At 36.8% G+C, this 25,422-nt stretch carries 17 protein-coding genes; 10 read left to right on the top strand and 7 right to left on the bottom strand.

Annotation, left to right across the window (positions count from 1 at the left end):
• Nucleotides 1–1,422: 1,422 nt before the first annotated feature.
• The 7 genes from ACPUYX_RS11385 to tnpA form a co-directional block, all read right to left on the bottom strand.
• Entirely contained in the window at nt 1,423–2,229 is an 807-nt protein-coding gene (locus ACPUYX_RS11385; RefSeq protein ID WP_426379780.1) for a tyrosine-type recombinase/integrase, read from the bottom strand.
• Nucleotides 2,230–2,234: 5 nt separating this feature from the next.
• The gene (locus ACPUYX_RS11380; RefSeq protein ID WP_426379779.1) at nt 2,235–3,116 is read right to left on the bottom strand and encodes a tyrosine-type recombinase/integrase; all 882 of its coding nucleotides are present in this window, start codon (nt 3,114–3,116) and stop codon (nt 2,235–2,237) included.
• 1 nt (nt 3,117) lies between these two features.
• Nucleotides 3,118–3,822: a hypothetical protein gene (locus ACPUYX_RS11375; RefSeq protein WP_426379778.1), complete on the bottom strand. Its 705-nt coding sequence runs from the start codon at nt 3,820–3,822 to the stop codon at nt 3,118–3,120.
• Complete coding sequence (locus ACPUYX_RS11370) at nt 3,822–4,379, bottom strand: tyrosine-type recombinase/integrase (RefSeq protein WP_426379777.1); 558 nt, start codon at nt 4,377–4,379, stop codon at nt 3,822–3,824. Before ACPUYX_RS11370 ends, ACPUYX_RS11375 begins: the two co-directional genes overlap by 1 nt.
• 524 nt (nt 4,380–4,903) lie before the next feature.
• The gene (locus ACPUYX_RS11365) at nt 4,904–5,209 is read right to left on the bottom strand and encodes a hypothetical protein (protein ID WP_426379776.1); all 306 of its coding nucleotides are present in this window, start codon (nt 5,207–5,209) and stop codon (nt 4,904–4,906) included.
• Between the two features lie 51 nt (nt 5,210–5,260).
• Nucleotides 5,261–5,605, bottom strand: coding sequence for a hypothetical protein (locus tag ACPUYX_RS11360; protein WP_426379775.1), 345 nt, complete (start codon nt 5,603–5,605; stop codon nt 5,261–5,263).
• Nucleotides 5,606–6,638: 1,033 nt separating this feature from the next.
• The gene (gene tnpA / locus ACPUYX_RS11355; protein ID WP_426379774.1) at nt 6,639–7,034 is read right to left on the bottom strand and encodes an IS200/IS605 family transposase; all 396 of its coding nucleotides are present in this window, start codon (nt 7,032–7,034) and stop codon (nt 6,639–6,641) included.
• 1,501 nt (nt 7,035–8,535) lie between these two features.
• Here tnpA and ACPUYX_RS11350 point away from each other — a divergent pair.
• The 10 genes from ACPUYX_RS11350 (at nt 8,536) to ACPUYX_RS11305 (ending at nt 25,237) form a co-directional block, all read left to right on the top strand.
• On the top strand, nt 8,536–9,753 hold the full coding sequence (locus ACPUYX_RS11350) for an ATP-binding protein (protein WP_426379773.1): 1,218 nt from the start codon (nt 8,536–8,538) through the stop codon (nt 9,751–9,753).
• Between the two features lie 1,208 nt (nt 9,754–10,961).
• Nucleotides 10,962–11,408 (top strand): hypothetical protein, encoded by a 447-nt coding sequence (locus tag ACPUYX_RS11345; protein WP_426379772.1) that lies wholly within the window; start codon nt 10,962–10,964, stop codon nt 11,406–11,408.
• A 356-nt stretch (nt 11,409–11,764) separates the two neighbouring features.
• A complete protein-coding gene (locus ACPUYX_RS11340; RefSeq protein WP_426379771.1) occupies nt 11,765–12,253 on the top strand; it encodes a hypothetical protein in 489 nt (162 codons plus the stop codon).
• 547 nt (nt 12,254–12,800) lie between these two features.
• Nucleotides 12,801–15,866 (top strand): UvrD-helicase domain-containing protein, encoded by a 3,066-nt coding sequence (locus ACPUYX_RS11335; RefSeq protein WP_426379770.1) that lies wholly within the window; start codon nt 12,801–12,803, stop codon nt 15,864–15,866.
• Nucleotides 15,866–18,481 (top strand): hypothetical protein, encoded by a 2,616-nt coding sequence (locus ACPUYX_RS11330; RefSeq protein ID WP_426379769.1) that lies wholly within the window; start codon nt 15,866–15,868, stop codon nt 18,479–18,481. The genes ACPUYX_RS11335 and ACPUYX_RS11330 overlap by 1 nt, the downstream gene beginning before the upstream one ends.
• Before the next feature lie 2 nt (nt 18,482–18,483).
• Nucleotides 18,484–18,678, top strand: coding sequence for a hypothetical protein (locus ACPUYX_RS11325; RefSeq protein ID WP_426379768.1), 195 nt, complete (start codon nt 18,484–18,486; stop codon nt 18,676–18,678).
• Nucleotides 18,650–20,086, top strand: coding sequence for a 3'-5' exonuclease (locus ACPUYX_RS11320; RefSeq protein WP_426379767.1), 1,437 nt, complete (start codon nt 18,650–18,652; stop codon nt 20,084–20,086). The genes ACPUYX_RS11325 and ACPUYX_RS11320 overlap by 29 nt, the downstream gene beginning before the upstream one ends.
• 1,663 nt (nt 20,087–21,749) lie before the next feature.
• Entirely contained in the window at nt 21,750–22,328 is a 579-nt protein-coding gene (kapD, locus tag ACPUYX_RS11315; RefSeq protein WP_426379766.1) for a 3'-5' exonuclease KapD, read from the top strand.
• Nucleotides 22,329–22,475: 147 nt separating this feature from the next.
• A complete protein-coding gene (locus ACPUYX_RS11310) occupies nt 22,476–24,716 on the top strand; it encodes a DEAD/DEAH box helicase family protein (protein WP_426379765.1) in 2,241 nt (746 codons plus the stop codon).
• Nucleotides 24,713–25,237 carry a hypothetical protein gene (locus ACPUYX_RS11305; protein WP_426379764.1) on the top strand — a complete coding sequence of 175 codons (525 nt, stop codon included), beginning with the start codon at nt 24,713–24,715 and terminating at the stop codon, nt 25,235–25,237. Before ACPUYX_RS11310 ends, ACPUYX_RS11305 begins: the two co-directional genes overlap by 4 nt.
• Nucleotides 25,238–25,422 lie beyond the last annotated feature (185 nt).

The raw sequence follows: 25,422 nt of genomic DNA, 5'->3' as shown, positions 1-25,422 counted from the left end.
TGTGGTCGCCTAGAGATTTGGCGATTGAATTTAGAAGACTAATTTTTGGTGGTAAGGGGAGGTTATATCTTATTTAGATTAAGTGAATGATGATATAATACAAAATAATTGAACTTCCAATAATGATCTGCGAAAATGATAATGAAATAAAGGCTAAATTATTTTGTGAATAGTTTAACTAGTTGAATTCGAAAGAAAATATCTATTCATTAAAAAGATATTTAACGCATAGTTGATGGAGGCTATTTTAGCATGTGGTTAGGTCAATATCTCTAATGAGTCAATTACATGCTCAAATTACTTTTAATAACGTAATTCGATTAGTAAAGCTTCAATTAAATCTTTTAGAATACTGAATTTAGTACCTGAAAGCTTACTCGTATATATCAATACATTTTCAAGGCTTTAAATGCTCCTGTAGCCATTGTTTACTTGGATTAGCCTAATCATATTAAGCATTAAATTCTAAAGCCTTACAGAGGCTCCTAGAGGCTAGTTTTTTCGTGACAGTTATCGTAAACCTTATAAAAGAGCTCTATTGAATAGTAATGTCCAAACTGGGGCTTAATCTAGAAGATATCAAACCAGAAAGCCAAATATAGTAGCAGTTATCAATTGAATTTGAATTTGCCTAACCGACATGATAATGCTGATAATTGATTAAACACGGAAAGCTTAAAAAATAGCTGATACGGACGAGTCAGTTTGTAAAATCCGTACTATAATTTTTTCAGGCTATTTTGGTCTACTCCCGCCATAAATTATACTCTACTTTACATAATATCTAAAATACGATGTTGGAAAATCAACGGAAAGGGTGGAAATCCCCAATTTATAAGGGATTAGGGGTTTTGGATTATTGAAAATTTATAACAATAGTAGTATTATCGGACTTCCTTCATTAAGAATAAAAGGCGATGTACGTCGCCTTCTTGCATTTTTAAAAATAAACTATTTTGAACTAAAACCATATAATTATTATTTCCATTTAAATAGTTTCTAAACGCTCAGGAGGAACATCTAAAAGGAAAATTAGCTAAAATTCCTTTTAGCTAATTAGTAATAAATTTCTATTTGTTACATTAATAAGAGGATGAAACATTAACGGAGTAAGCCTCATTATTATGCAATATACGTTATATAACATTTGTCCTATACTGTTAAATTAATAGAATCATATTCATTGCAAAGTTTATTTAAAAGTTCGGGTATCCTAAAGTGTATTTAATAAAAAGGAGTCTCGCTAAGTGATTATCCACTCTTGATGGCATTCTAATCACTTTTGCAAAACTCCTATACTATTTACGGAAAAGTTTATGTATTTGCGCCGTTCATTAAAAATATTTACAAGCACCTTTTACGCAAGAACATAACTCATTTCAATGTGTATAGATTTAATCATCTAAACCTTTTTGACAGTACTCATTTCGTAGGGCCAGTGTATCTCCTAGCCATGTCCAGCCTTGTATGACCTAACAATTTTGCGATAAACTCCAATGGGGCACCTGCTTTGGAAAGTTTATGGGCAAATGTATGTCTAAACGAATGCACTGTGACATTGACCTTTGCTCCACTCATCTCGGCATATTGTTTGACGATGTATAAAACACCTTGACGGCTAATTTTACCACCTTTGGAGTTAACAAACAGATAAGGAGCGTTATCGTTTCGGGTATTTATATATCTTTCAATGCGCTCACGGCAAGTTGGTGTGATGGGAACCATTCTTTCCTCCAAATCTTTACTTTTCCTTATGTGGATTTGACGGTGCTCCATGTCACAATCTGATTTAGTGATCTCAATTAATTCGCTCACCCTAACCCCAGTTACTAATAGGGTATGAATAATTGCACTATCGCGTAGGTTATACTTAGCTGCATCCTTGATACCATCAACTGTAGCATCATCTAGATAACGAGGGATAGCTTTTTTTAACTTGGTTCTTCTAAGACCTTTTAATGGGTTAAACGCTAGCACATCTTCCTCAAGAGCAAAATTTATCAGTGATTTACAAGCCGCCCGGGTGGTACTTAACGTGCTACGATCTGTTCCGTGCATAAGCTTATTTGCCTCAAACTCTAGATAATCATCAATAACGATTTCTGAGAGTTCATGGTCGGTGCTCTCTAAAAAATCACTGATACGTTTTTCGTACGTACTTAATGTATTAATCGAAAATCTACTCGACTTTCTAGCTAGATAGAAAATTAAAGTTGCTTGTTTATTCACGTGTGTCACCTCATATAACGATCATACAAGGTCATTAATTCCGGGATAAGAATCTGTGCATAGATTTTTGTGTTTTCTAACTCCTCATGTCCAAGCATGTCGCCAATTTGTTGCAAAGTATAACCTTGGATTACCTTTAAAGTGGCAAACGTATGCCTAAACATATGCGGGGTTAACCGTCTGCTAAGACCAGCCTTGATGCCCAGCCGCTTAACCATAGCTCTGATGGCGTCATTGGATATCTGTTTGCCTAACCTATCAAGGAAAAGTGGTTCGTAGGGATTGGTTCTGTTGCCAATATAACGGTCTAACAAAAGTGCGCAAGTTTCGCTATATTCTACTTTACGTTCGGTTTTACCTTTCCCTGTTATTAATGCTTTTCGTTCGCGGGGGTTTAGATCCTTAATCATCAACTCTCTGAGTTCATTACAGCGTACTCCAGTTGAGAGGAAAAACTCACATATACATCTATTGCGCAGGTTCTGTTTTTCTATCTCTATTTCAACTGCGGATAGCTCAGCTTCCTTGAGATAACGCGGAGTTCTTTTAATTTTTTTAGGTCGATCATCTTTTTTTACAAGATTCTTTGTCATCAGTTTTCGACCTATGCACCAATCAGAAAATGAGGACAAAATCGAAAGTATTGCATATCTTGATGAATCTACCCATCTAAACTTACTAATCCATTTGGTTAGATCGCTATGTGTGACACCATCTACGGATTTCCCAGTATCAAGAAAAAAACGCCGTAAATAATAATTATAAGCTTGAATTGTATGATTTGAGTTTCCATCGATTGCCATTTGATTAATAAAAGATTTAATGATGTTATCGGTCAATGGAGCAAGGTTCATTTGATTATTCTCTGTTAAATTGTCAACGTACATTTTAATGTTTTCCTTTCAAATAAAACTTATATCTCTGACGGGTTGGTGTTGGATAGTTAAAGCAATGGTTGATTTCAAGTTTTATAAGTTTAGTTTCCTGTAAAAAGTTAAAAAACTTTTTAATCATTAGCACTGTCCACCTATTATTTGTATTAATAGTAGTTAACCATTCCGACACGTAACTATTATTTATTAACGTAAAATTATTGTCCTTAGGAAGAAAATTGAGGAGCAATTCCAGTAAATAGTGCCTGAAGCTATTGGAGATTAAACCAGAGATTCTAAAACATTTTATTGCGATAAATTTGCGTACTATAGTTTCACGGGAGCCAGGATATTTAATGCGTTTGTCATATTTGGGGTCTTGAACCATATCCTCCCATGGAAAAGTGTAAGCCACCAGAAGCAAGTCTTTCATCGAATACCTGGACACATTATCTTTTGAAAAAAGGTAAACTTGATCGGACGGGGAAAATTTCACTTTATCAGATAACAATTGCCTAGTTTCTTCGTTGATATCGATATAACTATCAGGCTTTAAGCGCTTACGAATTCTCAGGGCACCAGTGGAAACGTCGATGTCATCCATTCGAATTCGACAGACTTCAGACACTGCTAACGGATAGAGAAGCAGAAGATTCTTAATAAGTTCGTCGTGAATAAATGACTCCTTATTACATAACAGAACGGTCTCTGCAGAGTTCATTAATGTGCTCCTTTCTTATAAGGTGTTTTCAAACCTAAAGATTTCTGAAAAGAAATATTATCTGGTGCATATTCGTTGTACATTTTTATAAGCCAATCGATTCGAGGTCGAAGCCCTAAGTCGTGTGCAACTTGGGAATAAGTAATCCCATTGTGGATTTTATCTAGGGCAATTCGTTCACGGATATTCTTTGCACTCAGACGTTTTGAGGGATTTGCTTTAAATGAGACGTTGTGAATAATAACTGAAACATGATCGGGAGTAAGTGGTCCTTTGGAATTTATAAAAGCATTGGGGTATTTATCTCTCCGGGAACTAAAATAATTCTGTAAGGTATTTATAATATTTTCGGGAAGGGGGACCCTTTTTTGGGTTAGAGTAGCACTTTCATACACAAGGACTTTGTTTCTGAAGTCAAAATTTTTACGTTTTAAGCTAGAAATTTCACTAACCCTTAGGCCCTGTAATACAAGAAAGATGATTAAGTAGTAAACCGCATTGGATTTAGCCGTTTCTAGAACGGCGTCAAGGTCAACTCTTTCCGGAATTTTGTTCAAGTTAAACATCCTTTCTAAAGATAAATTTAAGTTTCGTCACAATTCACAGATTGAAGGACTTTCTTATTCCCAAATGATTAGAATACTTGATAAGATTATTAGTGACTGTAAATCTGAAACAGTGATAGACTTTTCTAAGGATGATCCTCGGACTTGGAAAAGTTTAATTTGTCTAGCTCGGATGGATGGATACCATTTAACAACATGAATTTAATAAGCCTTTGTTGATGAATATTTAACTCATCATCATTCTGAAAGTTACTTAGAAAAGTAGTGATCCGTTCTTTTGCAATTTTGACTGTTTTACTCATTAGTAATTTCTCCTTTAATAAAAAAATCTTAAACAGTTACCTTCAAATAGGCGAAGAAAGGTAAGATAAGACTTTAAATTTAAATTTGAATCGCTTATAGATAGACTGCTAAAATAACTTAACGATTATATATTTTGGGATTAACCACCCTGGAAGATGTTTCAGGGAATACTAGGTTGCTAATGCCCATATAGATGAGAAAATGTTCAGTGGTTACCGCTCTGATTTATAGTAGACAACAGACTCTCCATACCACGAGCTAAAGCTAAAAAAATCAAAAAGTATTTTAATGTTTTTGCGTTGGGAAAAAGTATTTGCGCCAATTTTTAATATATCGCTACTCCATTCTTTAACATGGTTATGTTGAACTTTCTTTAATCCGTCAGGACAATAATGCTCCAAAAAAACAATTAATATTGTAAAGGCATAAGACAAATCCGAACCCTTTAAGTTTAATGGATTTTCTCTAATATAACTTGATACAAGTTCATTATTTGTAATATGATTTATATTGCTCATACGTAGCCTCCAATTTATTGAGAGAAATATATATAGTTAAAGGAAAATCCCTTATAATGAGGTATTAATGGATTTAGTCACCAAGGAATTTGAACTAGGATAGGCGAGGCTCATAAGACGTATTATAAAGCGATTGTCAAATAGCGGACGATCACTGTAGCTATTAAGTATGTACATCAATAATTCGCGAACATCAAAGTCAAGGTAATTAAGCTCATAAATATCATCGTTATTGACAATCCGATAAACACCATTTATACATTGAATTTGCGTCGTACGAAGATTTAGTATTACCCCTAATGGTACAGAGTTGACTAATAAGTTCTGAAAGATCTCTGCATTTATCAGAAAATCATTTAGGAACTCTTCGAAGTAATTAGAATCGAAGTCTATCATTTTCATTAACTCCTTTATAACTTGATTAAATGATATTTAGGAAGTCATTAGATTCATGAAATGGAGTGTCCTCATTTTCTTTGTATCTAGGTAATTCAGGATTTTATGGAATAAAGAATTAAAATAATCGTTAATCGTTTAATCAGAATACAATGTTCACATAGGGTAATTTAATCATTAAAACATTCTTATCATTCGACTGGAGATAATTACATAAAGTTTGAAAAAGTGAGTTGCTCAATTCAATTATTTTGAGATTAAATTTAAGCAATTCGTTTTAATTCATCTGGCCTAATTCCAATCTCAAGCAAGAGCAGCAATAAGATACATGCTAAAATAATTTGGCCGATGGTTTGGGGAATTTTTACTTGATATTAAACTCGTTTGGTTCATGTCGTAGCTTTTAATTGATATTTCCACCAGCTTTCTAATGCCTTTTCCGATAAATAATTATCTTATCTAAATATAACAGTGTCCGATTTGAACTCAATCTAAAACATGTTCGCTATAATTAGATAGTAGATTGTTTATATATACTAGTAGTAATATAATTGAATAATTTTTAAGAATAAAATTAATATTTAACGATTAAACATAAGGTTGACTAGTTTGATATATTACATATTTGATAAACTTCGTTCTTCTTTGTGTTAATGAAAGTTTTGAAACAAATTCTTACTCATATGTAAAGTGAGATAGGGCGAACATTAATTTTTCGGCACAATAGACATACGCTAAAGCTTAATAGGTTTTGATATGACGGTAACTTCCAGACTTGGTGCAAAAGGCTATATTCATGTAAAAAATAAAATACAAGGATTGACTGTAAATGTCATCCTTGTATTTTGACTTATACGGGAGTTTTTTCATTTTATGTGAGGCTTAAGAAGCATACTCTTTCTATCTAATCATCCAAAAGGATATTCGAGTTATTAATTAATATACTTGAGCCTTTAATTCATTACAATTTCCAAACTAAACATCTATTGCTTAAGTGTAGAAATTGCTTTCCGTGCAGCGGTTTATAAATCCACTAATAATATTTCTGTTCTTCGATATATTTTTGTATTATATCGAATTGAATATCTCCAATCGAAGAGACGAAATAGTTCCTCGTCCAAAGTGTTGACAAACATGTTTTAAGCCAAGGAAGTTCTTTATCGTTACGGAGAGCATGAGAGGTCCCTCCCTTAATATCGTGAATTAGCCGGTGAATTCCGAATCGAGGATCTACATTAGTAACCAGAAGAATAACATGGTCCGGCATAATTTTAATATCAATAACTTCCGCATTAGCATATTCAATTATTAATTCTCTAAGCTTTTCATCCACTTCTTTACTATTAAGAACTTTACGTCGGTATTTCGTACACCATACAATATAGTATGTACAAGATGACGTGATACATCCCGTTTTTTGAACACTCATAATAATTATTTTCCTTTCTTTAATAAAATAACCAGTAAATAAGTATTGAAAATTAATTTAAATATATAATTTCCATAATTTTACTATTTTAAACTGGTCATGAATAGGATTTTTGACTTGTGGGTATGATATATTGTTTATGTTTTTTTATACTAGTACAATATAATCAACCTGTTAAAGCTCATAGTTGTGTTTTAAAATGATTAAGAAGCTGTACTGATAACTATTTTTAAATCGGCAAGTACACTACTTATACCTATTTTGGTAAGGGGTGTACTTGCCGGTTATTCTATTTAATCCGTATTTAAGACTTTTAGGCGAATTATGTATAAAGAAAACCAAATCATATTTACTTATGACTTCGTTTTCTTTTAAGAAAGACATATAAAGTTCGGAGCACTGCTACGCCGATTAAACATAATTAATCAATGTTCCAGTATGTCAGAACATAAATATTAGAGGATGTACGAATGCATCGTAGGTGATAGAGTAGTTGAGAAGAAAAAGGTCATGACACCTATTGAAATGATCGACTGTTTCGATATCCCTGAAATACCTCGCCCCATCTTCTTCCGGCATGATAAAGTGTGTTAAAGGTTGAGATGATTAAATTAAAAGGATATCTGAGAGAATATCGCAGGAAACCGTATTAAATTCTATTAGTCAGAAATTGGTTAGATGAGTCGATTTGAGCTCAAAAATGAGCTGAATACGTATGTGGTTTTTTGTGGAGATATAATTTAATATCTACATTGACAATACACCGGAGAATCACCATTACCATAATGGTATTATAAATATTAGAGTGTATTAGTCATGGATCATTACGTAAATAGGTTAATGTGGACGCCTAGGTTACTGGAGCATGGGGCTGACTATGGTCATGATGGGGTCATATATCGTTTTCTGGAGTTATTATTATTACCCTTTGATAAAATATGGTCATCCTTATTGGGTTCATCATCGTAATTGGTACAAGAGTAAAATCGCGCTTGATAACAATTAACTTGCTATCCATCCATCCAATACTCACACTTATGTTACCAGTTCATCAATGGCACAGCTGAATATTGAGGATTTTGGAAACGTGAAAGAGCCCCGTCAATCGTTAAATGATGGTGCTCTTTTTATGATGCCTTAGTAATAATAGAATTCTCGGATTATGGAAATGGGGTTAAGATAGAGATGATTATAAGGTTTCTAAATAGAAGATAGTTGGATGATCTTATGAAGATTTGTAAATGCCATAGCGAGTTCAAGGCAGTTGACGGCCGTATTGAGAGCTGAAATATGTGCTCATTACTATAAATAGTTCCTTGCTTCTTAATAACATATATGCGATATATATACAATAAACAACATAAAAACAATTTATAGTAATAATTGGTAAAATATCTTTTATAAATAGAGGATTTCTGCATACTAACGAAGAACTATAACTATGTAAATAAATGGAAAATATTTAAACGCCTAATTTTTGAATTAAAGGGGGAAAAGAGTTATGCTAAACGAAGGCCACCGAAATCTTGGATTTAGTACTTATGACTCAGCTCGCGAACTTATTGATGATGGAATTGACTCAGGTGCCAAAAAAATTTCACTTACAATTTATCAAGGTGATGTTCTTAAAAATTCCTGGTGTTGGCTATACGAAGATACTGGCAGTGGAATTAGAAGTTCAACGTTACGAGACGTATTCAAGTTCTCAAAAAATCTAGAACCTGACATCCTGAAAAATGGAAAATATCATTGGGGACTCACCGGGGCAGTTTTAGCTCTCGCAAAAAGGACAGACATATATTCTAAAACAATTGGAGACGATTGGTATTACACTTATCTGGATTTCACAGAGAGTTCTAAAGGACTAACCCCACAAGTTTATAAATGTGCCCCTCCATTATTAACGCAGGATTTCGATTTCACTCTAAGAAACGAGCAAGAAGATTCTGGAACAATAATACACATTAGAGATATTAACGAAATAAATATGCCGGGAACTTATAATTTTGACGGCTTATTAAGGGAATTGCGGAATAAGTTAGGGGAAACTTACGGAGATGATTTAGTACAAGGTATAGAGATCTATATCAATGGCGAAACTGCCGAGGCAATTGATCCCCTTTTACTTAACGAAAAAGCAAGATATGTACAGGAGTATGGGAAATCAAAAGAATTTTGCAAATTTAATATTTATTTTGGTGAAATTGAGGACCATCTAAAAGATAAGCAATTTATTGACGAAATAAAAGAAGTATATTTAAATGACATATCTAAACATGCAATCACTGTACGACTTGTTTGCTTATATCATGGTAACAAAGCGAAGCTGCCAGTAGATTTGAAACCGTCAATTATTAACTCGGGATTTTATATAAAAAGAAACAAACGGTTAATTGGAAGAGCGGAAAAATTTATTATTGGCTCTCACCAAAAATTTACTCACTTTCGTGCCGAAATCACCTTTTCTCCAGTATTCGACAAGTTCTTCGCTGTTCAAGTAAATAAAAGTAGATATTTAGTTCATGATATTATTGTCAATTTAATTAATGAGAAAATAATCAAACTTTTAAAACCCTATTTTGGGGAGAAATCTTCTAGTGCACCTTCTTTAATCGAAAAAGCAATTAATCATTATAAATTAAGTCCAATTGAAACTCCTACTATTATTGAAAATCAAGAAGATAATAAATCTTTTTCTTTCAATAAAAAAAAAATCTGAAACTCGTTAAACTGAATGTAGATAGCTTTAAAACATCATATGACGAACTAAAAAGAAGATTTAAAAACATTAAAAGTAAACCTTCATCCCCATCACTTATATATTCTAAATTTTACGTATTATATACTTACTTGCCATATCTATTTAATTTTGAAATTCTCGATTACGATTCGGAAAATACATGTTTAGCAAAGCATAAAAATTCACCTAATTTGTTAGAAAACTGCTTTTTTGTATTAATGGAACATACTTTATCGAAAGATATTACAGAAAATCTCGATAACATTAAATACATTGTTTGCTGGCAAATTGATTCGAGCGTTATCAACCAGGGCTTAATTTATTCAACTTTACAAGATGGGAAAAAGGTCTCCTTTTTAGAAAACGAAAACCATAAGATTCAAGTAATTGAACTAAAAATAATTGCTATCGATAATGAGACTAAATTATTTTATAATTATATTGCAAAGCTAGAGAATGAGGAAATAGCACAAGATGTTCAAATTCACAATAACAAAAATTTATAAATTCATTCCCAAAGTAAAAGCGGTTTCTGCTGATAAACACAGATTCCGCTTTTATTGTTTTATTGTAATTATATTTAGAAATATTAATGCCATTTTCTTACATTGACATTATAATCGCCACACTCCAAATGTCGCTTAGAAAGTAACTGCGAACGTCAATAAAAAAGTGAGCCATTCGCCAGAAGAAATTTGAGCCCTAACGCCGGAAAAAAGTGAACCGTATTATAAAAAAACACTGGGAAAATATTGAGCAATGCAGACGAATATGAAAAATGTAGTTAAAATATGATTTTGTGATTACGTTTCTCATATTAGAACGATTAATTATCAGAAACGCGAGTGAGGCTAGACTTAAACTAATTAGTTTTAAAATACGGAAGCCGAAGCTTTTTAATATTCCCCTTAGAGAAGTATTTGGAATTAATTAATTTCCTGAACCTAAAATCTGATTGATTACCCACTTAATAAACTTTATAATAGTATTAACAAGTAAAATTCCGGTGAGGTAGATAAACCAGCCAGTAACACTCCTAATGATAAGTATAAGGGGGTTGCTGGCTTTGCTTTTTGCCAAAAACGGATTTGAATATCTTAAGCACTGTATATTTTTAACATGTTCTGAACATGAAATTGAAACTTAATGATGTCTATCTTAAGTAGTTTAGTAAAGGGGAGAAAATTATGAGTGGATTTGCAAGAATGGAAGAGGTAAATAAATTTATAGAAGTTGACGGTCAAAAAATAAAGGTTCAGTACGAAAAACTGCTTTTAGGTAAGTTTGTGATTGAGTTTTTAGGGACAATCGTAGATTACTATGTCTACGCGAATGTGCGTTTATGTGATAACACAGTTTTAGAAACTCATTTTCGTTGGTCAGATGAACAGGAAGATCAAGCTGGTAAAGAACTAGACGATCGCTGTTGGTTGATGGAAACGTATTATAAGAAGTTTATTCTAGGTAAAGAAATAACGCGAGTTGAAGTTGGTTTAGCCAACAATATGTTCGATGAATGTTATGTAAAGGCATTTGTATCCCAAAATGCTCATCTTCTGATACCGCTTGGTATTAATAGCTTCCGACATGAATATCGCAGACTGCTTCAGGTGGCAGGGTTAAAAAAAGAATAAAACAAATATGAACTTCCTTTGCCTGAAGCTGCCAATCAGACGTCTTTAACTTATTGATTCGCAAATTAGGTTTTTGCATCGTAAGTGCTAAAATAAGTTAAATCAGATAATTTTAGGACTAAAATAAATCATATTAATATGGAAAAGAGGTCCCAATTAAAATTAAACCCTTAAATTGAAACCTCTTTTCGTCATGGATATAGTTAAGTGACTGAAGCCGTTCTGAAGTTTATAAATGAAAAAGTCGTTTCATTCTTAATACCCATCAGACGTTGGCCTAAGATCTATATATTTAATTTTTAAAGTCTAAAATTATTTTATGTGTCAATTCTATAAGCATAAGGGGGACTTCGATAATGACGGTCACAATTGCTTATAGAATAAAGCAAGACATTGTCCTAAGCCATGCTTTCGAAGATGAAGGAAAGTTAGCTACTTTAGAAGAATTGTTTAGCTATCTTCGTAAAAACCCATGGTTATGGAACCGCCTGTTTCTGTGTGACGATGGGCTTGTTTCTACGCTCCATGGTGGAACGCTTCAGTATTCAGGAAATATCAAGAAGCATCCCAATCCGTTATGGTTAGCAGCTAAAGGCTTTCGCGGCACGATCGACTTCTATTATAGTCAATTTGAATGGCCATTTCAGATTCAGTTTCAGCCACATGGGTTTCTTGAAGATTTTGTAATTAACAGGATCGAAAAGGGCTTTGTAGTTCCGGGTTTTACTCGTCAGATTTTAAAACTGCAATCAGGCATGTCTGAGGCACATCAAAAATATGCAAGGGAATCCTTAAAACAAGTCAGAAAAAGGATAGAATGTTCTGTAAAACTATCCGCAAGATAGTAATCAAATTATTTGTGATGGGATACAAGTAGTTGATTGTTTCCAGGATATCAAGATAAACATTTTGGCCTTATATTTTAATGCCTGCAAGATTGAGATAACATAGAGTGGAAGCAAGTCAAATAAAGTGAGGATTGGTAAATTGACATCTTTTATCGTCTTGAAATTTATTTCGTTTTTTACAGGCCGCAAGTACACTTGTTGGTCTGTTTTTTTATAATGGTATAATTACGTCAGTACTTACAAGATTATTTGTGGAGGCCAAAAGTTCAAGAAGCCTGACACAAGAGCAAAAACTCATTTTACAAGAGTTTTTGCTCTTTTTTATTTACCACAATATTTGAGAATGTAGAGAGTTTTGTTTTTGTGTAAATGGTTATCAGGATGCAGAATATGCAGGATAACTTTAGAATTATGTCGAAAAGGGTATATATACCTATTTGCTCAATAAGGAGCGAGGGACCCTATAACTATATTTTCACATCATTCTTAAATAATTAGTGAGAAGCCGAAGGATAATAATAGATTAGTACGAAAGAGGACCAATATGTTTATACGAACATCACTTGTGACAGCGCCAGGACTGGCTGCGGAATTGTTGGTATGGAATGCAGTTGAGCGGGTATTCGATGAGAGCAATACGTTGGCCATTCACCATTTTCCTATGTTTTTTTCAAGTGGAACAGGGCGACGAGAGATTGATATTCTAATTGTAAATGAACTTCTAGGAGTCTGCGTAATCGAAGTAAAGGGACTGAATATACGTCAGATTGCAAACATTCAAGGACATGTATGGTTGTACAACGATTTCTATGAAGACTGGGGTAGCCCGTATCAGCAGGCCGAGCATCAATTGGATATGCTCTGCAGGCATTTGGAGAAGGAACCGCTGCTATATCGTCGGTTGAGCAAACGGGCGTTTGTTGCACTTCCTTATATCACGGAACAGGAGTGGCGTGAACGCGGTTTTAATGAGCTGCTGCATGTGCCACCGGTGCTGTTTAAGGACGATTTTGCCGATTTACAGCGCCTGTTGTCCAAGTTACAGCAGTATGCAGTGTGGAGAACGGATGTTAAATTAACGAAGCTGGAAATGAAGAAGGTCGGTTATGAACTTGGCATTCAGCAGCCAGAATCCTCGGAAGCGGTGTTGCAACCGCGACAGCCGTTTTCACGATTATACGTGATTGGTACTAAGGAAGAATTTGTGCAGGAGAAGCAAGAGATTAAGAATGCATTGCAGAAGGGAACGAAGGTTTACGTCTTATCGTATGAAGAACTCGATAAACAATTATTAGTAGAGTTCGAGAAGTACAAGGGGGAATATCAGTTTAATGTGTACAAGGCGGAAAAGGCAATCGCAGACAAAGTGACTACTCGCTGCTTTGTAGATGGCGAGTATTTAATCGAGGGACCTCTTGATCTAGTGTCATCCCACTTTACAGCGTTCAATAAGGGGCAGTACAAAGCAATTCATCAGCCGATTGATGCTCATCAGATCATTACCGCAGGGGCAGGTACGGGAAAAACCCATGTAATGATTGACAGAATATTGTACCTGCTTGTAAGTTCCAGCGTACCGCTGAGCAAGATTACGATGATTACGTTCACCAATGCCTCTACCAATGAAATGAAAAAAAGGTTAGAGGAGAAGTTCCTCACGCTATTCGAGTTGACACGACAAGCGAATTTTCTGCATTACGCTGAACAAGTAAAAGATATGCAGATCAGCACGATTCACTCGTTCGCACGCTCAATTTTAACGGAGCTTGCTCATGAAATAGGGTATGGTCTGAATGTGCAGCTCCGTAGCTATGTTTATGAGAAAAAAAGAATCATTGAAGAGCTGTTGGATGAGTATCACAAGGGGCATTCTGTTGACTCCTTTTTAAAAATTCGGGTTAAAGATTACGAGTTCATCGACCTTGTCTTTAAGATGTGGGAGGAGATGGAGAAAAAAGGGCTGACCAATGAGGAAGTGCTGCGTCTTGATTGGGGAACTCCCAAAGACGCGAATTCCGTTGTGATCCAAGAGATACTTAAGTCTATCTTCAGCCAATGCGAAATGCGACTCGATGAATTGAAAAGAGCAGAAAATGCCATAACGACGGGCGATTTGATACGCAAACTAAAACTATTCACGAGCAGCGACGAGAAAATGCGGCAATTGCCCAGGGATCGTTATCTGTTCGTCGACGAATTTCAAGACAGTGATGCCGTTCAGATCGAGCTGCTTGCCAGTCTGCAGAAATATTTACAGTACCGGTTATTCGTTGTAGGCGACATCAAACAGGCGATATACCGGTTCCGTGGCGCTGACTATAAATCGTTCCAAGAGCTGAAGCAAGAAACGGCGGACATTGCGTATCAAGAGACGGGGCTCCAGCTCAACTACCGAAGTTCGTGTTCGTTGTTAAATGCTATGCATCCATTGTTCGAACGTTGGCAAAAGATGGGCTGGCTTCAATATGAAAAGAAAGATCGTCTGTTAAGCAATCAAAAATCGCAATTCCCTTCAGGAAGCGACTGGAAGGTTACATCGGACTATCAACCATATCTTCAGCAGGCGCTCCGTACGCTTCCCGGAGCAGACGATAAAATTGCTTTTATTGTCCGCACGAATCGTCACGCAAAAAAGGTCAAAGAGTATTGCGTATCCTTGGGGATCTCAACGACAGAGAATCTGGATGGGACATTCTATACCTGCCAATCGGTGCTTCATTTTAAAGCTCTCTTAGAAGGGCTGTTATATCCGGAAGAGCCGAAGTATCTCTTAAACGCGCTTCAGACACCATATTTCGGTTGCGTTATCCCGTACCAATCTCTAATTCCATTCGGAGGACATAAGGAACAATTGGTCCGATTCATTCACAAAAGTACAAACGACCAACTGAAGAACCATGCTCGGAGCTTACGTACGCTTGCGCCTATGACGTTGGTTCAATTGATTATTCGTAAAAACCAATTCTTCAGGCGCTTGCCTGATTCGATTAAACAGCAGCTCAAAGAAGAGAATCCGCAACAGGAACCGACGGGTGAAGCGATCAGGCTGGGAGTTCAGAGATATGAGAAGAATTTACAGCACCTTATGATCCTGATTGAACGGAATTTCGCTTCCCAACAGGTCACTCTTTCTGTACTGCGCGATTGGCTGCAGTTACAGATCAGCACAAACCGATCGGAGAACGAGCCTGTGCTTGAAGGCAATAAAGCAAAGGTAGAGATCACGACTGTGCACCGGTCCAAAGGACTGGAATACCACACGGTATTTCTTCCGATTACCAAGTATCCCTTTAATACAGTTCAGCAACCTTTTTTCTTGGAAGAGAATTCGGAAGAGTCTAAGCGTGCAGGACGTCGGAAAGTAGGGTGGAGTATTGTCGTTAATGAGCAGGAACGTTCAAGTGAATACTCCAACTCTCACTTCATTAACTTGAAACGATATGAAGACGAGGAACAACTCAAAGAGGAAACAAGGCTGCTTTATGTCGCTTTAACTCGCGCGAAGCAACGGGTATACATTGAAATGCCTAAACACAACAAAGTCAAAGAAAACAGTTGGGCGTATATTTTGGAGCGCGGCGGTTTGATCGAAGGATTGGAGGCGTATTAATGACGGTAGCCGTACACACCTACTCAAAGCCGACTGAATGGAGAGAGCATCCTTTATTCGACTCGTTCCCCGATGCCGTACATATTTGTGCGACCCGTAATCAGCGAGACGGCATAAGGGCTTGCTACGCAAATGACCTTGAACATATTTATTCGTTTAGAGAATTTATCAAGACACTTTACCCACGATGGTATAGCGCGGAAACGCAGGTTCAGCAACTTCTGCGTCTGAAGAAAATGATTGATGGATTAACTGGCGTGAAACCGGATCTGAAGCAAGCTTTTCGCAAGAATGCAATGCAGATTCTAGAAAGCATTCGTTTCTTAACCCAAGCGGGCGTTCAGCCACATTCGCTCGCGGACGACTGGCTTGCCACCGACAAAGAACGGTTATTTAAGAGGGTCTGGGGGCAGTTCACCCAGGAAGACAAAGATGTACGCGAACATGTTCAGGGCCTTCAAAGGCCGCTGTTAGAGAAACGCTTACAGGTCTCAATCCGCTCGTTAAGCAAGAATTCAAAGGAAGCACCGCAGAAGCTTCATCTCGTGTTTCACGGATTCTATTTCATCACGCCGGAACAGCAGATTGTATTAAAGTTGATGCGCCAACAGCAAATACGCATTACGTTTTTCCATTATTACGACGGACGATATGCCGAAACTTTCGATTTTGTTAAAGCGTTCTACACTGATCGCTTCGGCTGGCCGTCATCGGAAGAGTGGGTATATGATGCGACACCTTATTCGCCTGTAACCCCAAGCGCACATGCTTTTTTGGCTGCATATGAGCAGGCGAACGAGAAAGTGCAACCCTCAAGCGAGTCGATTACGGCTTATGGATCATTCTTTGACTTTTTACATGACGTGATTCTGCCTAACTTCCAGATAAGCGGTAACGTGCCGCCGGAGAGACGGGTCAAAGTCATTTCACCGAATGCGGACGACTTGAACGGGTTACTCGTTGCCTATTATCCAGATTTGAACGCTAAGAAGCGCAACTTCCTATCTTATCCGATCGGTCGTTTCTTTGTCAGCATCCACGAAATCTATAATAATGGCAAGCAGCAGTTGACTGAAAAAATATTAACCGACTTGTTTTCTTCCGGATGGATCTTTGATAAGGCACAACAGATCAATGCTCAGGACTATATGTATGACCTGCAGATGTTATCTCCTTACTTGAAGGGATGCAAAGAGATCAATGAATGGATTAAACAGCTGGACCAACTCATTCAGCAGGGATTGATGATCGAGCAAGCCTTTCCAATGAGCCAGGAAAATCGAATCGTCCGAAGCATGCGTAGTCCATTTGCCAAAATAGGGCACTTCACGGTTCCTCTTCACCGTATTAAACAAGTCAAACTGTTCGTTGAGAGCATTCGGCAGATAACAGAAATGATTTTCGGACAGTCGGGTACTCCTGCGACCATAGATTATCACTTTAGACGGTTGAAGGAATTCTTGGTCGAGAATCGTTCGATGGCGGAGCTGCATGCGGTTAACGACGAGAAAACGATTATTTACGAGCTGGAAGAACGTCTAAGTCGTTTACAAGATGACTCCGAGGTTCTGCTCGAAGATCTCAAGGACGCTTTGCATTATTACCTAAGCGGGAAGCTCGATGATAATGATGAAAACTTTATTACCGGCTTTATCGAAATCGATGGCGAAATGTTTAAGAAGCATGAGCTTCCTATTTATCTGACTGGACTGGATGAACATTCATTGCCGCTTAGTGAACAGACCGTTCCATGGCCGCTCCAGAACGACGCTTTTGAGCAATTGTGCGAACGACATAGCGTCTTACAACTGCATGCGATCCGTAACCGGGCTGGTAAAGCTATTTCACGGTATTTGTTCTTTATAGCATTGAATCTTTCTCCGGAACGAATGAACTTATCGTGGATTAAGAACATGCTGGACCAGCATGAATTGCAGCGTGCTTTATATGTCAAGCAATTGGGATTAAAGGTTGTTGATTTTACGTTCAGCGAGCAAGACTCCGATCCTGATGATGAAGAGCCTTATGTCCCGTATAAGTTTAATGTGGATTCCTTTAGTCGCAATGATATCGAAGCGGCTTGGGCGATGCTGGCGTTCGAAGATTTTCTGGCAGAGTACAAACTATGCCCGAGACGTTTCTATTATAGCTGCATTACGGACGAGTATCCGGTATTCTCTAGCGATTTTATGCACCAATTTTTATTCTCGGAAATTATCAAAACAGTGAAAACCAGTACGAGAGCTGACTTCGACAACGTGTATCGTGAAGTAAGCCCGCTGTTTCCGCAATGGCTTGATTTTAAAAAACGTGTGTTAGCGAGAACTGCATTCCAGTATGCACCAAAGCAACTGGGGAGGATGACACAAGTAGAGGAAACGGCAGCCTATACGGAAACACGAAAAAATTTCCAATTCCCTGGATTCACTAAGGCGAATAGAGATCGTTTGTTGGAGGAGTCCAGAAACACGTTGACAATCTCACTGGATGAACTGAAGTCCATAGAGAAGCAAACTTTGACGGCAAGGCCAGATTACCATTGCCGGTTTTGTCCTCATATCGAGTATTGTGACGATGCGATTCATGCGGTGGATATGCAAAAGGAGGATGATTAACCATGACGTTGAGTTTCTGGCAGCAAGTGAGTACAAGCTGGCAGTCCGTGCAGCAGGACGCGATTCAATCAGCCGTGGACTTGACGCATTTCACCAACCTTTTGCTCCTGGATTTGAGGTCCGTTCGTGATGATGAGGATGAGACAGAAATCGAATTAGAGATTAACAATGACGATGATTTTTGGGGAGGTTTATGAGTTGAAGGAGCCGGTGACTTATTCAGTCCAACAAAAAGAGATTATTAATTACTCCGGTGATCAATTGCTCATACGAGGAATTGCCGGTAGCGGGAAAACGTTAGTATTGCTGAAAAAAGCAAAAGACGTAGCATTAAAATATCCGAAAGAAACGGTTGCTATATTTTCTTTTGGTAATCCTTTGTCGGAATCGGCAAAAAAACAGTTGGGGATGATCCCAGAGAATATGAGCATCATGACCTTTCATTGGTGGGCGATGAAAAGCTATTTCCAGATATTTGGGAAGCGTTTCAACTTAGAAAAAGATATTAAACAGAAGATAGGAGATGCGATTGAAGAAGCAAGAAAAAAATACCCCCAGCACCGTTTTATGACGAATAAGAATTTACATGACTTTATTGATAAGGAAATTAGCTGGATTAAGGGATCCGATCTATGTGAATTCGATAAATACGATAAAGCGCAGCGAAAAGGGCGGGGAGGGAAAGTCAGAATGTCGACCGAAGATCGAAAAGTTATGTTCCATATTTATGAGGCCTACGCGAAGCAGTTGAAGGGCAAAGTGGATTTCGATGATTTCGGTTTACAGATGGCGAGAAATTTGAACAAAATCCCGGACGATTCGAAGTTTGATCATGTATTCATTGACGAAGCGCAGGATTTAACCAAAGTAAATTTGTTGGTGCTCTGCTACATTGCTCGCAAATCTTGTATAGTTGGAGCGGATAAGGGACAGAAGATCTTCACGACATCTTTTACTTGGGAGAGTGTGGGCTTGAATATTAAGGGGGGACGGACGAAAATTTTAAGAGATTCATACCGTTCTACTAAGCAGATCATGCAGCTTGCATACAGTATTCAAGAGAAAGATGAAATCTCCACGGATGAGGAATTCACGAGGCCGGAACTTCCTAAGGAAGAGGGGCCAAAACCGAAGGTGATCTTCTCCGGCGGTATTGAGGGACAAAAAGAGGCTATAATCGAGATGTTACAGTTGATTCGGGAGCAGGAACCCGAAGCTACGATTGGCATTTTATCCCGTAAGATCGAGCAAATGAAAAAGATGGAGAACATGTTGTACCGAGCAGGCATTTCGTATCATATCATTCAATCTTCATCGCAAATCAGATTCCCTCAAAAATTAGGCTCTCACCACGATCCCGGAATCAAGCTTACTACATTCCACACTGCTAAAGGTCTGGAATTCAAGTACGTATTGATATCGGATTTGGTTGATCCAGATTCGGAAGAAAGGCTAAGTGAAGACTTTGATTGGGATCTTGAACGCAGGCTGCTATATGTAGCGATGTCCCGAGCAAAGAAATTGCTTAATATTTTTACATACGGTGATAGACATACACTTGTTAATGAATTGAATCCGGCATACTACGAAAAAGTCGTTATTTGATTAGCCCCATCAAGAATAACTGAAATAGGTAGTGATTATGCAACCAGCTTCTAGTATTGAAATAATTAATTTGCATTTACGATAAGGGAAAAGTTAACCATTTATGAGGGTGAACGAAGTGGAAGTAATAACCTAAGATATAGGGTGACCAGTTTGAGCAGTGAAGAATTTGAGTTTGCGGGGCCTTTTGGGAAAATAATGGCCAAAGTTTAAGGCGCACTTATTCTTTCGTGTTCTGTTGCAGTATTACTAGCGGGTTCTGAGATTTACATCGTTACTAAAAACAAAGAGGTGTTAGTCGCTGGTGCGAAATTAGCTACTGACAGTGTCAAATTATTGAAAGCTTAGATTGGATTATCGCAGAACTTAGCGCAGCAAATAGCATGAGGAAAAAAGGTCACTCCTGACAGAATTATTCATGATCTTAGTAAAGGAAAAAATAAGGCGATCAATAATAAGGTATATCTAGAATTGTTTCGTAACTACCTTGTCCCAAATAATGAAAGTTATCGTGCCAAAATTGCTAATATTTTAGCTGAACAAGGAATATCTGATGAAGCAATTAAAGATTTACTGGGTTAAAGGACCATAGTAATAAAGCAGTATGATGAATTTGCTAAATTCATTATACTGCTTTATTACTATGCACCGATGCTTTAGATGCTTTGTAGGAAGGGAAGAGTTTGACCATATTTATGGGTTAGATGTTTGTATGACTAGAGTTAGACCATGCGAAAAAGTGCAGCCAATCCTCGATTGTCACGGCAAAATGTCTATAAAAAATATGGCCCTTTTATCGTGACGATGCACGTTGAGACTGTTACAAGTTTGAAAACACTTACATTTTGAGATCAGCCTGTACCATGGGTTTCATCACTCCTAAATAAAAAAATCAAAAAAAAGAAAAGGTAACATTCCTTAGCAGATAAATAATCGGATATAGTTATTCGCCAAACATAACCAGACAGATTAAACGCTAATTTAAGTAACGAGCCATTTATTTGGATTTGACAGGTTCTCCCATGATGCATGTTCCCTGAGCTTGTTCAATGTGATATAAGTGCCTCCCAATCAAAAAACATAATTAATGCAAGTCTATGGCATGGACAAAGAGCGTCCATGCCTTTTGCCATGCTGTTGTTTTATAAATAAGAAAAGAGTTGAGGGGATCTTGGTTAGAAAAAATGTAAGGCATGCGGAAAAAATTCATATAGCGTAAGTAAGGTTAGAATCTGGATATGCCCTTATTGTAATTGTAATTTACAAAGGAGAAGGAGTTAATGCCGATGATAAATAAAATAAAGTCACTATGATATACAAATTACATGACTATTAGGCAATGATTACTGCAGGATATTGTTAAAACTATGCAAGTAACTTTTTAAATAGGCCGTTTTAGACTCACTCGGGGAAGAAGTGGTAAGAGTTGCACGTCGAGATTCTAATTGGCATCATCCTGCTTTCTTGACCTGCGGACTATAAAATAATCAACACTCGCAAAGACATTTTTGTAGTACTTATTCGATATATCTGAGACACAATTTTTTGTCCAGGGCTGTTGATATAGTTAATATTATAAAGTCAGTTAAGTTGGAGGTTTATTATCTTGGTTTGTTAGTAATGAACTTTGGGCGATGATTTGCATGTGAAAGGGGAATGGACTATGAATTTTCTGATTGTGGACTTTGAATTTACCATTCACAGAAGATATGGCAGGCCAAGAGTCTGGTTTCCTGAAATCATTGAAGTTGGAGCAGTGGTTGTTGACGAAAAGGGAGATTTACAAGGAAAGACTTTTAACACTTTTGTAAAACCAAAATTCTGGCCAAGAATTAGTGAAGAGTGTTATGGGATAACCGGTATACGGCAAAAGGATATAGAACAAGGAATTTCCTTTAAGCAAATGCTAGAATCTCTCTGGCAAATGAGCCCTTACAAGGGCTCGTGGCTGGGGGGATGGGGTTATCAAGATCGTCAAGTACTTAAGAATTGTTGTGAAAAATATGGTTTCGAATATCCATTTGTATACGAAAATTATATCGATTTAGCCACAGAATATAAGTTGTTTAAGAATAACAATAACTTAATTTCACTTAAAGAAGCTATCTGGGAAACTGGTGTTAAAAAGAATGGGATTCTCCATGCCGCTTACGATGATGCAGTTAATACCGCATTAATAATGCAGAAGCTAATCAAGCAAGGCTGGGTTAACGAACAGAACCAGTTAAGTGTTGCAATGTAATATATATAGTTTGCTACTTTTTGATCGATCATTTATTAATAATCTTTTTGCCTAAGTTAATAGCTAAAATATTAGAAGGAAATACCGAAAGAAAGTAGAAATTTGAATTAAGAGCTAACAATTGTGAAAATATTCGGAGGCAATAATATGAACGAAATCATCGCTATGAACAAAAACGCAGGTACAGTTAATGTTAAACCTGGCAAAAATCCGCGACAATTATATGAGCATCAGGTCAATGCCATTACTGCCCTAAATAAAATTGATGCCCAAGACTCTTTTAGTACACTTGTTGTTCTTCCGACCGGCGGTGGCAAGACAATGACTGCTGCTACCTGGTTATTAAGCAGTGCCGTTGATAAAACTAAAAAGGTATTGTGGATCGCTCATAGGCATTTATTATTAGAACAAGCTGCGGAAGCCTTTTTCAGAAATGCTTATACCGAAACAATGGTAAATTCGACAAGCTTTAAATATAGAATCATTTCCGGACAGCATGATAGACCGATTCATATTAAAACAGATGAAAACGTTTTAATAGTAAGTAAGGATAGCATTATCAGAAACCTTAATTCTCTTGATCAATGGTTAAACAATGAAAAAGAGCTATATCTTATTATTGACGAGGCACACCACGCAACTGCTAAGTCTTACCGTAAAATCATTGACCATGTTAAAAGCAAGAACTTAAAACTTAAGATATTGGGTCTCACAGCAACACCGTTTCGGACCTCAGAACAGGAGAAAGGTCTTCTTGGCAAGATATTTACCGATGATATTTTGTATAAGATTGATTTAGATACTCTAATCAAAAAGGGTATTCTTTCAACGCCTATTTGTGAAAGCTGCGATACAGATGTAATTTTAGGTGATAATTTGGGCCTCAATGCCATTAAAAGCATTGAACAACTTGATGTTATTCCTGAAGATATTGCCGAAGCGATCGCCGATAATAAAGAAAGAAACCGCTTTATTGTAAAGACGTTTTTTGAACACGATAATTATAGAAAATATGGTCAGACTCTTGTTTTTGCCCTTAATAGAACCCATGCCTTTACCTTGAAAGCACTCTTTGAACAGTATGGAAAAAATTATGGAATTAAAGCAGGAGTTATTGTTTCCGGCACCAGTAAGGAATTTATAGGGGTCGATATTTCTAATGAGGAGAATCAAAGGCAGATCGAGTCTTTCCGCCAGGGAGAGATTCAGGTACTAATAACAGTCAATATTCTAACAGAAGGAGTCGACTTACCCAAAACGCAGACCGTTTTTCTGACAAGACCCACTATCTCTACGGTTTTAATGACCCAGATGATTGGCAGGGCTTTAAGGGGAGAAAAAGCAGGCGGCACAAAAGACGCTTATATTGTCAGTTTCGTAGATAATTGGAACAGTAAAATAGCGTGGGTAAATCCTGAAAGTGTATTATCTAATGAAGGGAATGGATTTGTCAGCAAAGATTATGAACATAAGAAACGCATAGTACGCCTTATTTCCATTGATAAGATCGAGGAATTTACCCGAATTGTCAATGAGACCGTCGACACTACTCGTCTAGAAAGTTTGGATTTTATTAAGAGAGTGCCATTAGGTATGTACGTTTTTACATTTATTGATGAAAACAATATTGAACATAATCATCAGATTCTTGTTTATGACAGTACTAAAGATCAGTATGAAGAATTGATTGCTGCTTTGCCGTCTCTCTTTAAGGAATACGGAATTGAAGATGAGGTCATTGAGGCAAAAATGCTGTCAGAGCTAACAGCATTATGTGAGACGACGTATTTTGACGAAGATATGATTCCTCCTTACAATAAGCGTGATATAGAGTATTTGTTTAAATATTTTGCCCAGAAGGAATCAGCTCCCTTGTTTATACCGTTTGAAGAAATTGATAGAAAAAAAGTCGATCTAAGCATTATTGCAAGTGAAATTGTTGCCAAAGATATGAGGCGTTCTGAACAAAATAATTATATTAACTCGCTATGGGAAGATGAGAGTAATTTAGTAAGGGTATATTTCGGAAATAAGTACTTCTTTAAACGCCAATTAGAAATAGAAATTGACAAAGCCTTGGGAGAATTTGAATTTGCTACTGAAGAAGAAAATGTCATCGGTGAAGAAAGAGATATTACCGCTCTATCATTGCAGGAAATATGCAGTCAGTTTCCTGCTTATGGAAACGAGCTAAAAGCAACTGTTTATCAAAAGGCAAAAACAGACTCTGGTCAATATAAATGTTCTGATTGCGGTAAGACATCTCCACATAAAGCGTTGTTTCAGGTTGATCATATCGTTCCGATGTCAAAAGGCGGACTGACGAAATCGGAGAATTTACAATTACTCTGCAGAACTTGTAATCTCAAAAAGAGTGACAAATCGTGAAGTATTTATATACATCAATCGATTTGGCAGTATATTTCTTGATCTCGGATTTTCCAGTTTCTGAAGAGAAACGAATTCTTCAAAGTTTATGGGAACAACGGAATTCTGTCCTTCTGCCAAAATATAGGACTAACAAGAAGTTTTTCCGAGATTCGATTTATAAGGATCTGTCGGAGTACGATTGCACACTTCATGAGTTGGATGAACTAAATATTTTGATGCAGGACATAGATTATTCCAGTAATAATGAAGAGCTTAATGAGCAGGGAATCATTGAAAGTTTCTTTAAAATAATTAAGCTGGAACTGACCTATACCCCTAATAAGGCCTATAGGAAAATTAAGTTAAGAACTCTGATTGCAAGATTTGGTTACAAAAGAAGGTCGGCAAATTTAATTGGTTATATAGACGAAGCCCTTAAATCTTTAGGATTAGCAATATTTCTGAGAGGACATGTGCCATGTAGTATTGAGGAAATCAATCTAGACGACACCATAATTATACGACTTGAAAATAACTAGCAATTTTCGGGTAAGACATACACAAAATAAGCAAGTCCTTATTAAATAATACAATCTCTCGGCTGCCCTTTTGATTACGAAAAGTACGCATAGAATGGACAGCAGGGAGTGCTGAACCTCGCCTCTGTGGATAGGTAAAAAGGTTTAAGGCACGATTCAAAATGTCCTCGATTCTCACTACCGAA

This window comes from Desulfosporosinus sp. SYSU MS00001 (assembly GCF_049943955.1).
Classification (GTDB): domain Bacteria; phylum Bacillota; class Desulfitobacteriia; order Desulfitobacteriales; family Desulfitobacteriaceae; genus Desulfosporosinus.
The sequence above is the reverse complement of the archived record's forward strand: the minus strand, read 5'-3'. Positions and strand labels throughout refer to the sequence as shown.

What these genes read in the sequence shown, in the direction of transcription:
- ACPUYX_RS11380 (WP_426379779.1), bottom strand. Translation starts at nt 3,116, where the DNA reads ATGTACGTTGACAATTTAACAGAGAATAATCAAATGAACCTTGCTCCA.
- ACPUYX_RS11375 (WP_426379778.1), bottom strand. Translation starts at nt 3,822, where the DNA reads ATGAACTCTGCAGAGACCGTTCTGTTATGTAATAAGGAGTCATTTATT.
- ACPUYX_RS11365 (WP_426379776.1), bottom strand. Translation starts at nt 5,209, where the DNA reads ATGAGCAATATAAATCATATTACAAATAATGAACTTGTATCAAGTTAT.
- ACPUYX_RS11360 (WP_426379775.1), bottom strand. Translation starts at nt 5,605, where the DNA reads ATGATAGACTTCGATTCTAATTACTTCGAAGAGTTCCTAAATGATTTT.
- tnpA (WP_426379774.1), bottom strand. Translation starts at nt 7,034, where the DNA reads ATGAGTGTTCAAAAAACGGGATGTATCACGTCATCTTGTACATACTAT.
- ACPUYX_RS11350 (WP_426379773.1), top strand. Translation starts at nt 8,536, where the DNA reads ATGCTAAACGAAGGCCACCGAAATCTTGGATTTAGTACTTATGACTCA.
- ACPUYX_RS11345 (WP_426379772.1), top strand. Translation starts at nt 10,962, where the DNA reads ATGAGTGGATTTGCAAGAATGGAAGAGGTAAATAAATTTATAGAAGTT.
- ACPUYX_RS11340 (WP_426379771.1), top strand. Translation starts at nt 11,765, where the DNA reads ATGACGGTCACAATTGCTTATAGAATAAAGCAAGACATTGTCCTAAGC.
- ACPUYX_RS11335 (WP_426379770.1), top strand. Translation starts at nt 12,801, where the DNA reads ATGTTTATACGAACATCACTTGTGACAGCGCCAGGACTGGCTGCGGAA.
- ACPUYX_RS11330 (WP_426379769.1), top strand. Translation starts at nt 15,866, where the DNA reads ATGACGGTAGCCGTACACACCTACTCAAAGCCGACTGAATGGAGAGAG.
- ACPUYX_RS11325 (WP_426379768.1), top strand. Translation starts at nt 18,484, where the DNA reads ATGACGTTGAGTTTCTGGCAGCAAGTGAGTACAAGCTGGCAGTCCGTG.
- ACPUYX_RS11320 (WP_426379767.1), top strand. Translation starts at nt 18,650, where the DNA reads ATGACGATGATTTTTGGGGAGGTTTATGAGTTGAAGGAGCCGGTGACT.
- kapD (WP_426379766.1), top strand. Translation starts at nt 21,750, where the DNA reads ATGAATTTTCTGATTGTGGACTTTGAATTTACCATTCACAGAAGATAT.
- ACPUYX_RS11310 (WP_426379765.1), top strand. Translation starts at nt 22,476, where the DNA reads ATGAACGAAATCATCGCTATGAACAAAAACGCAGGTACAGTTAATGTT.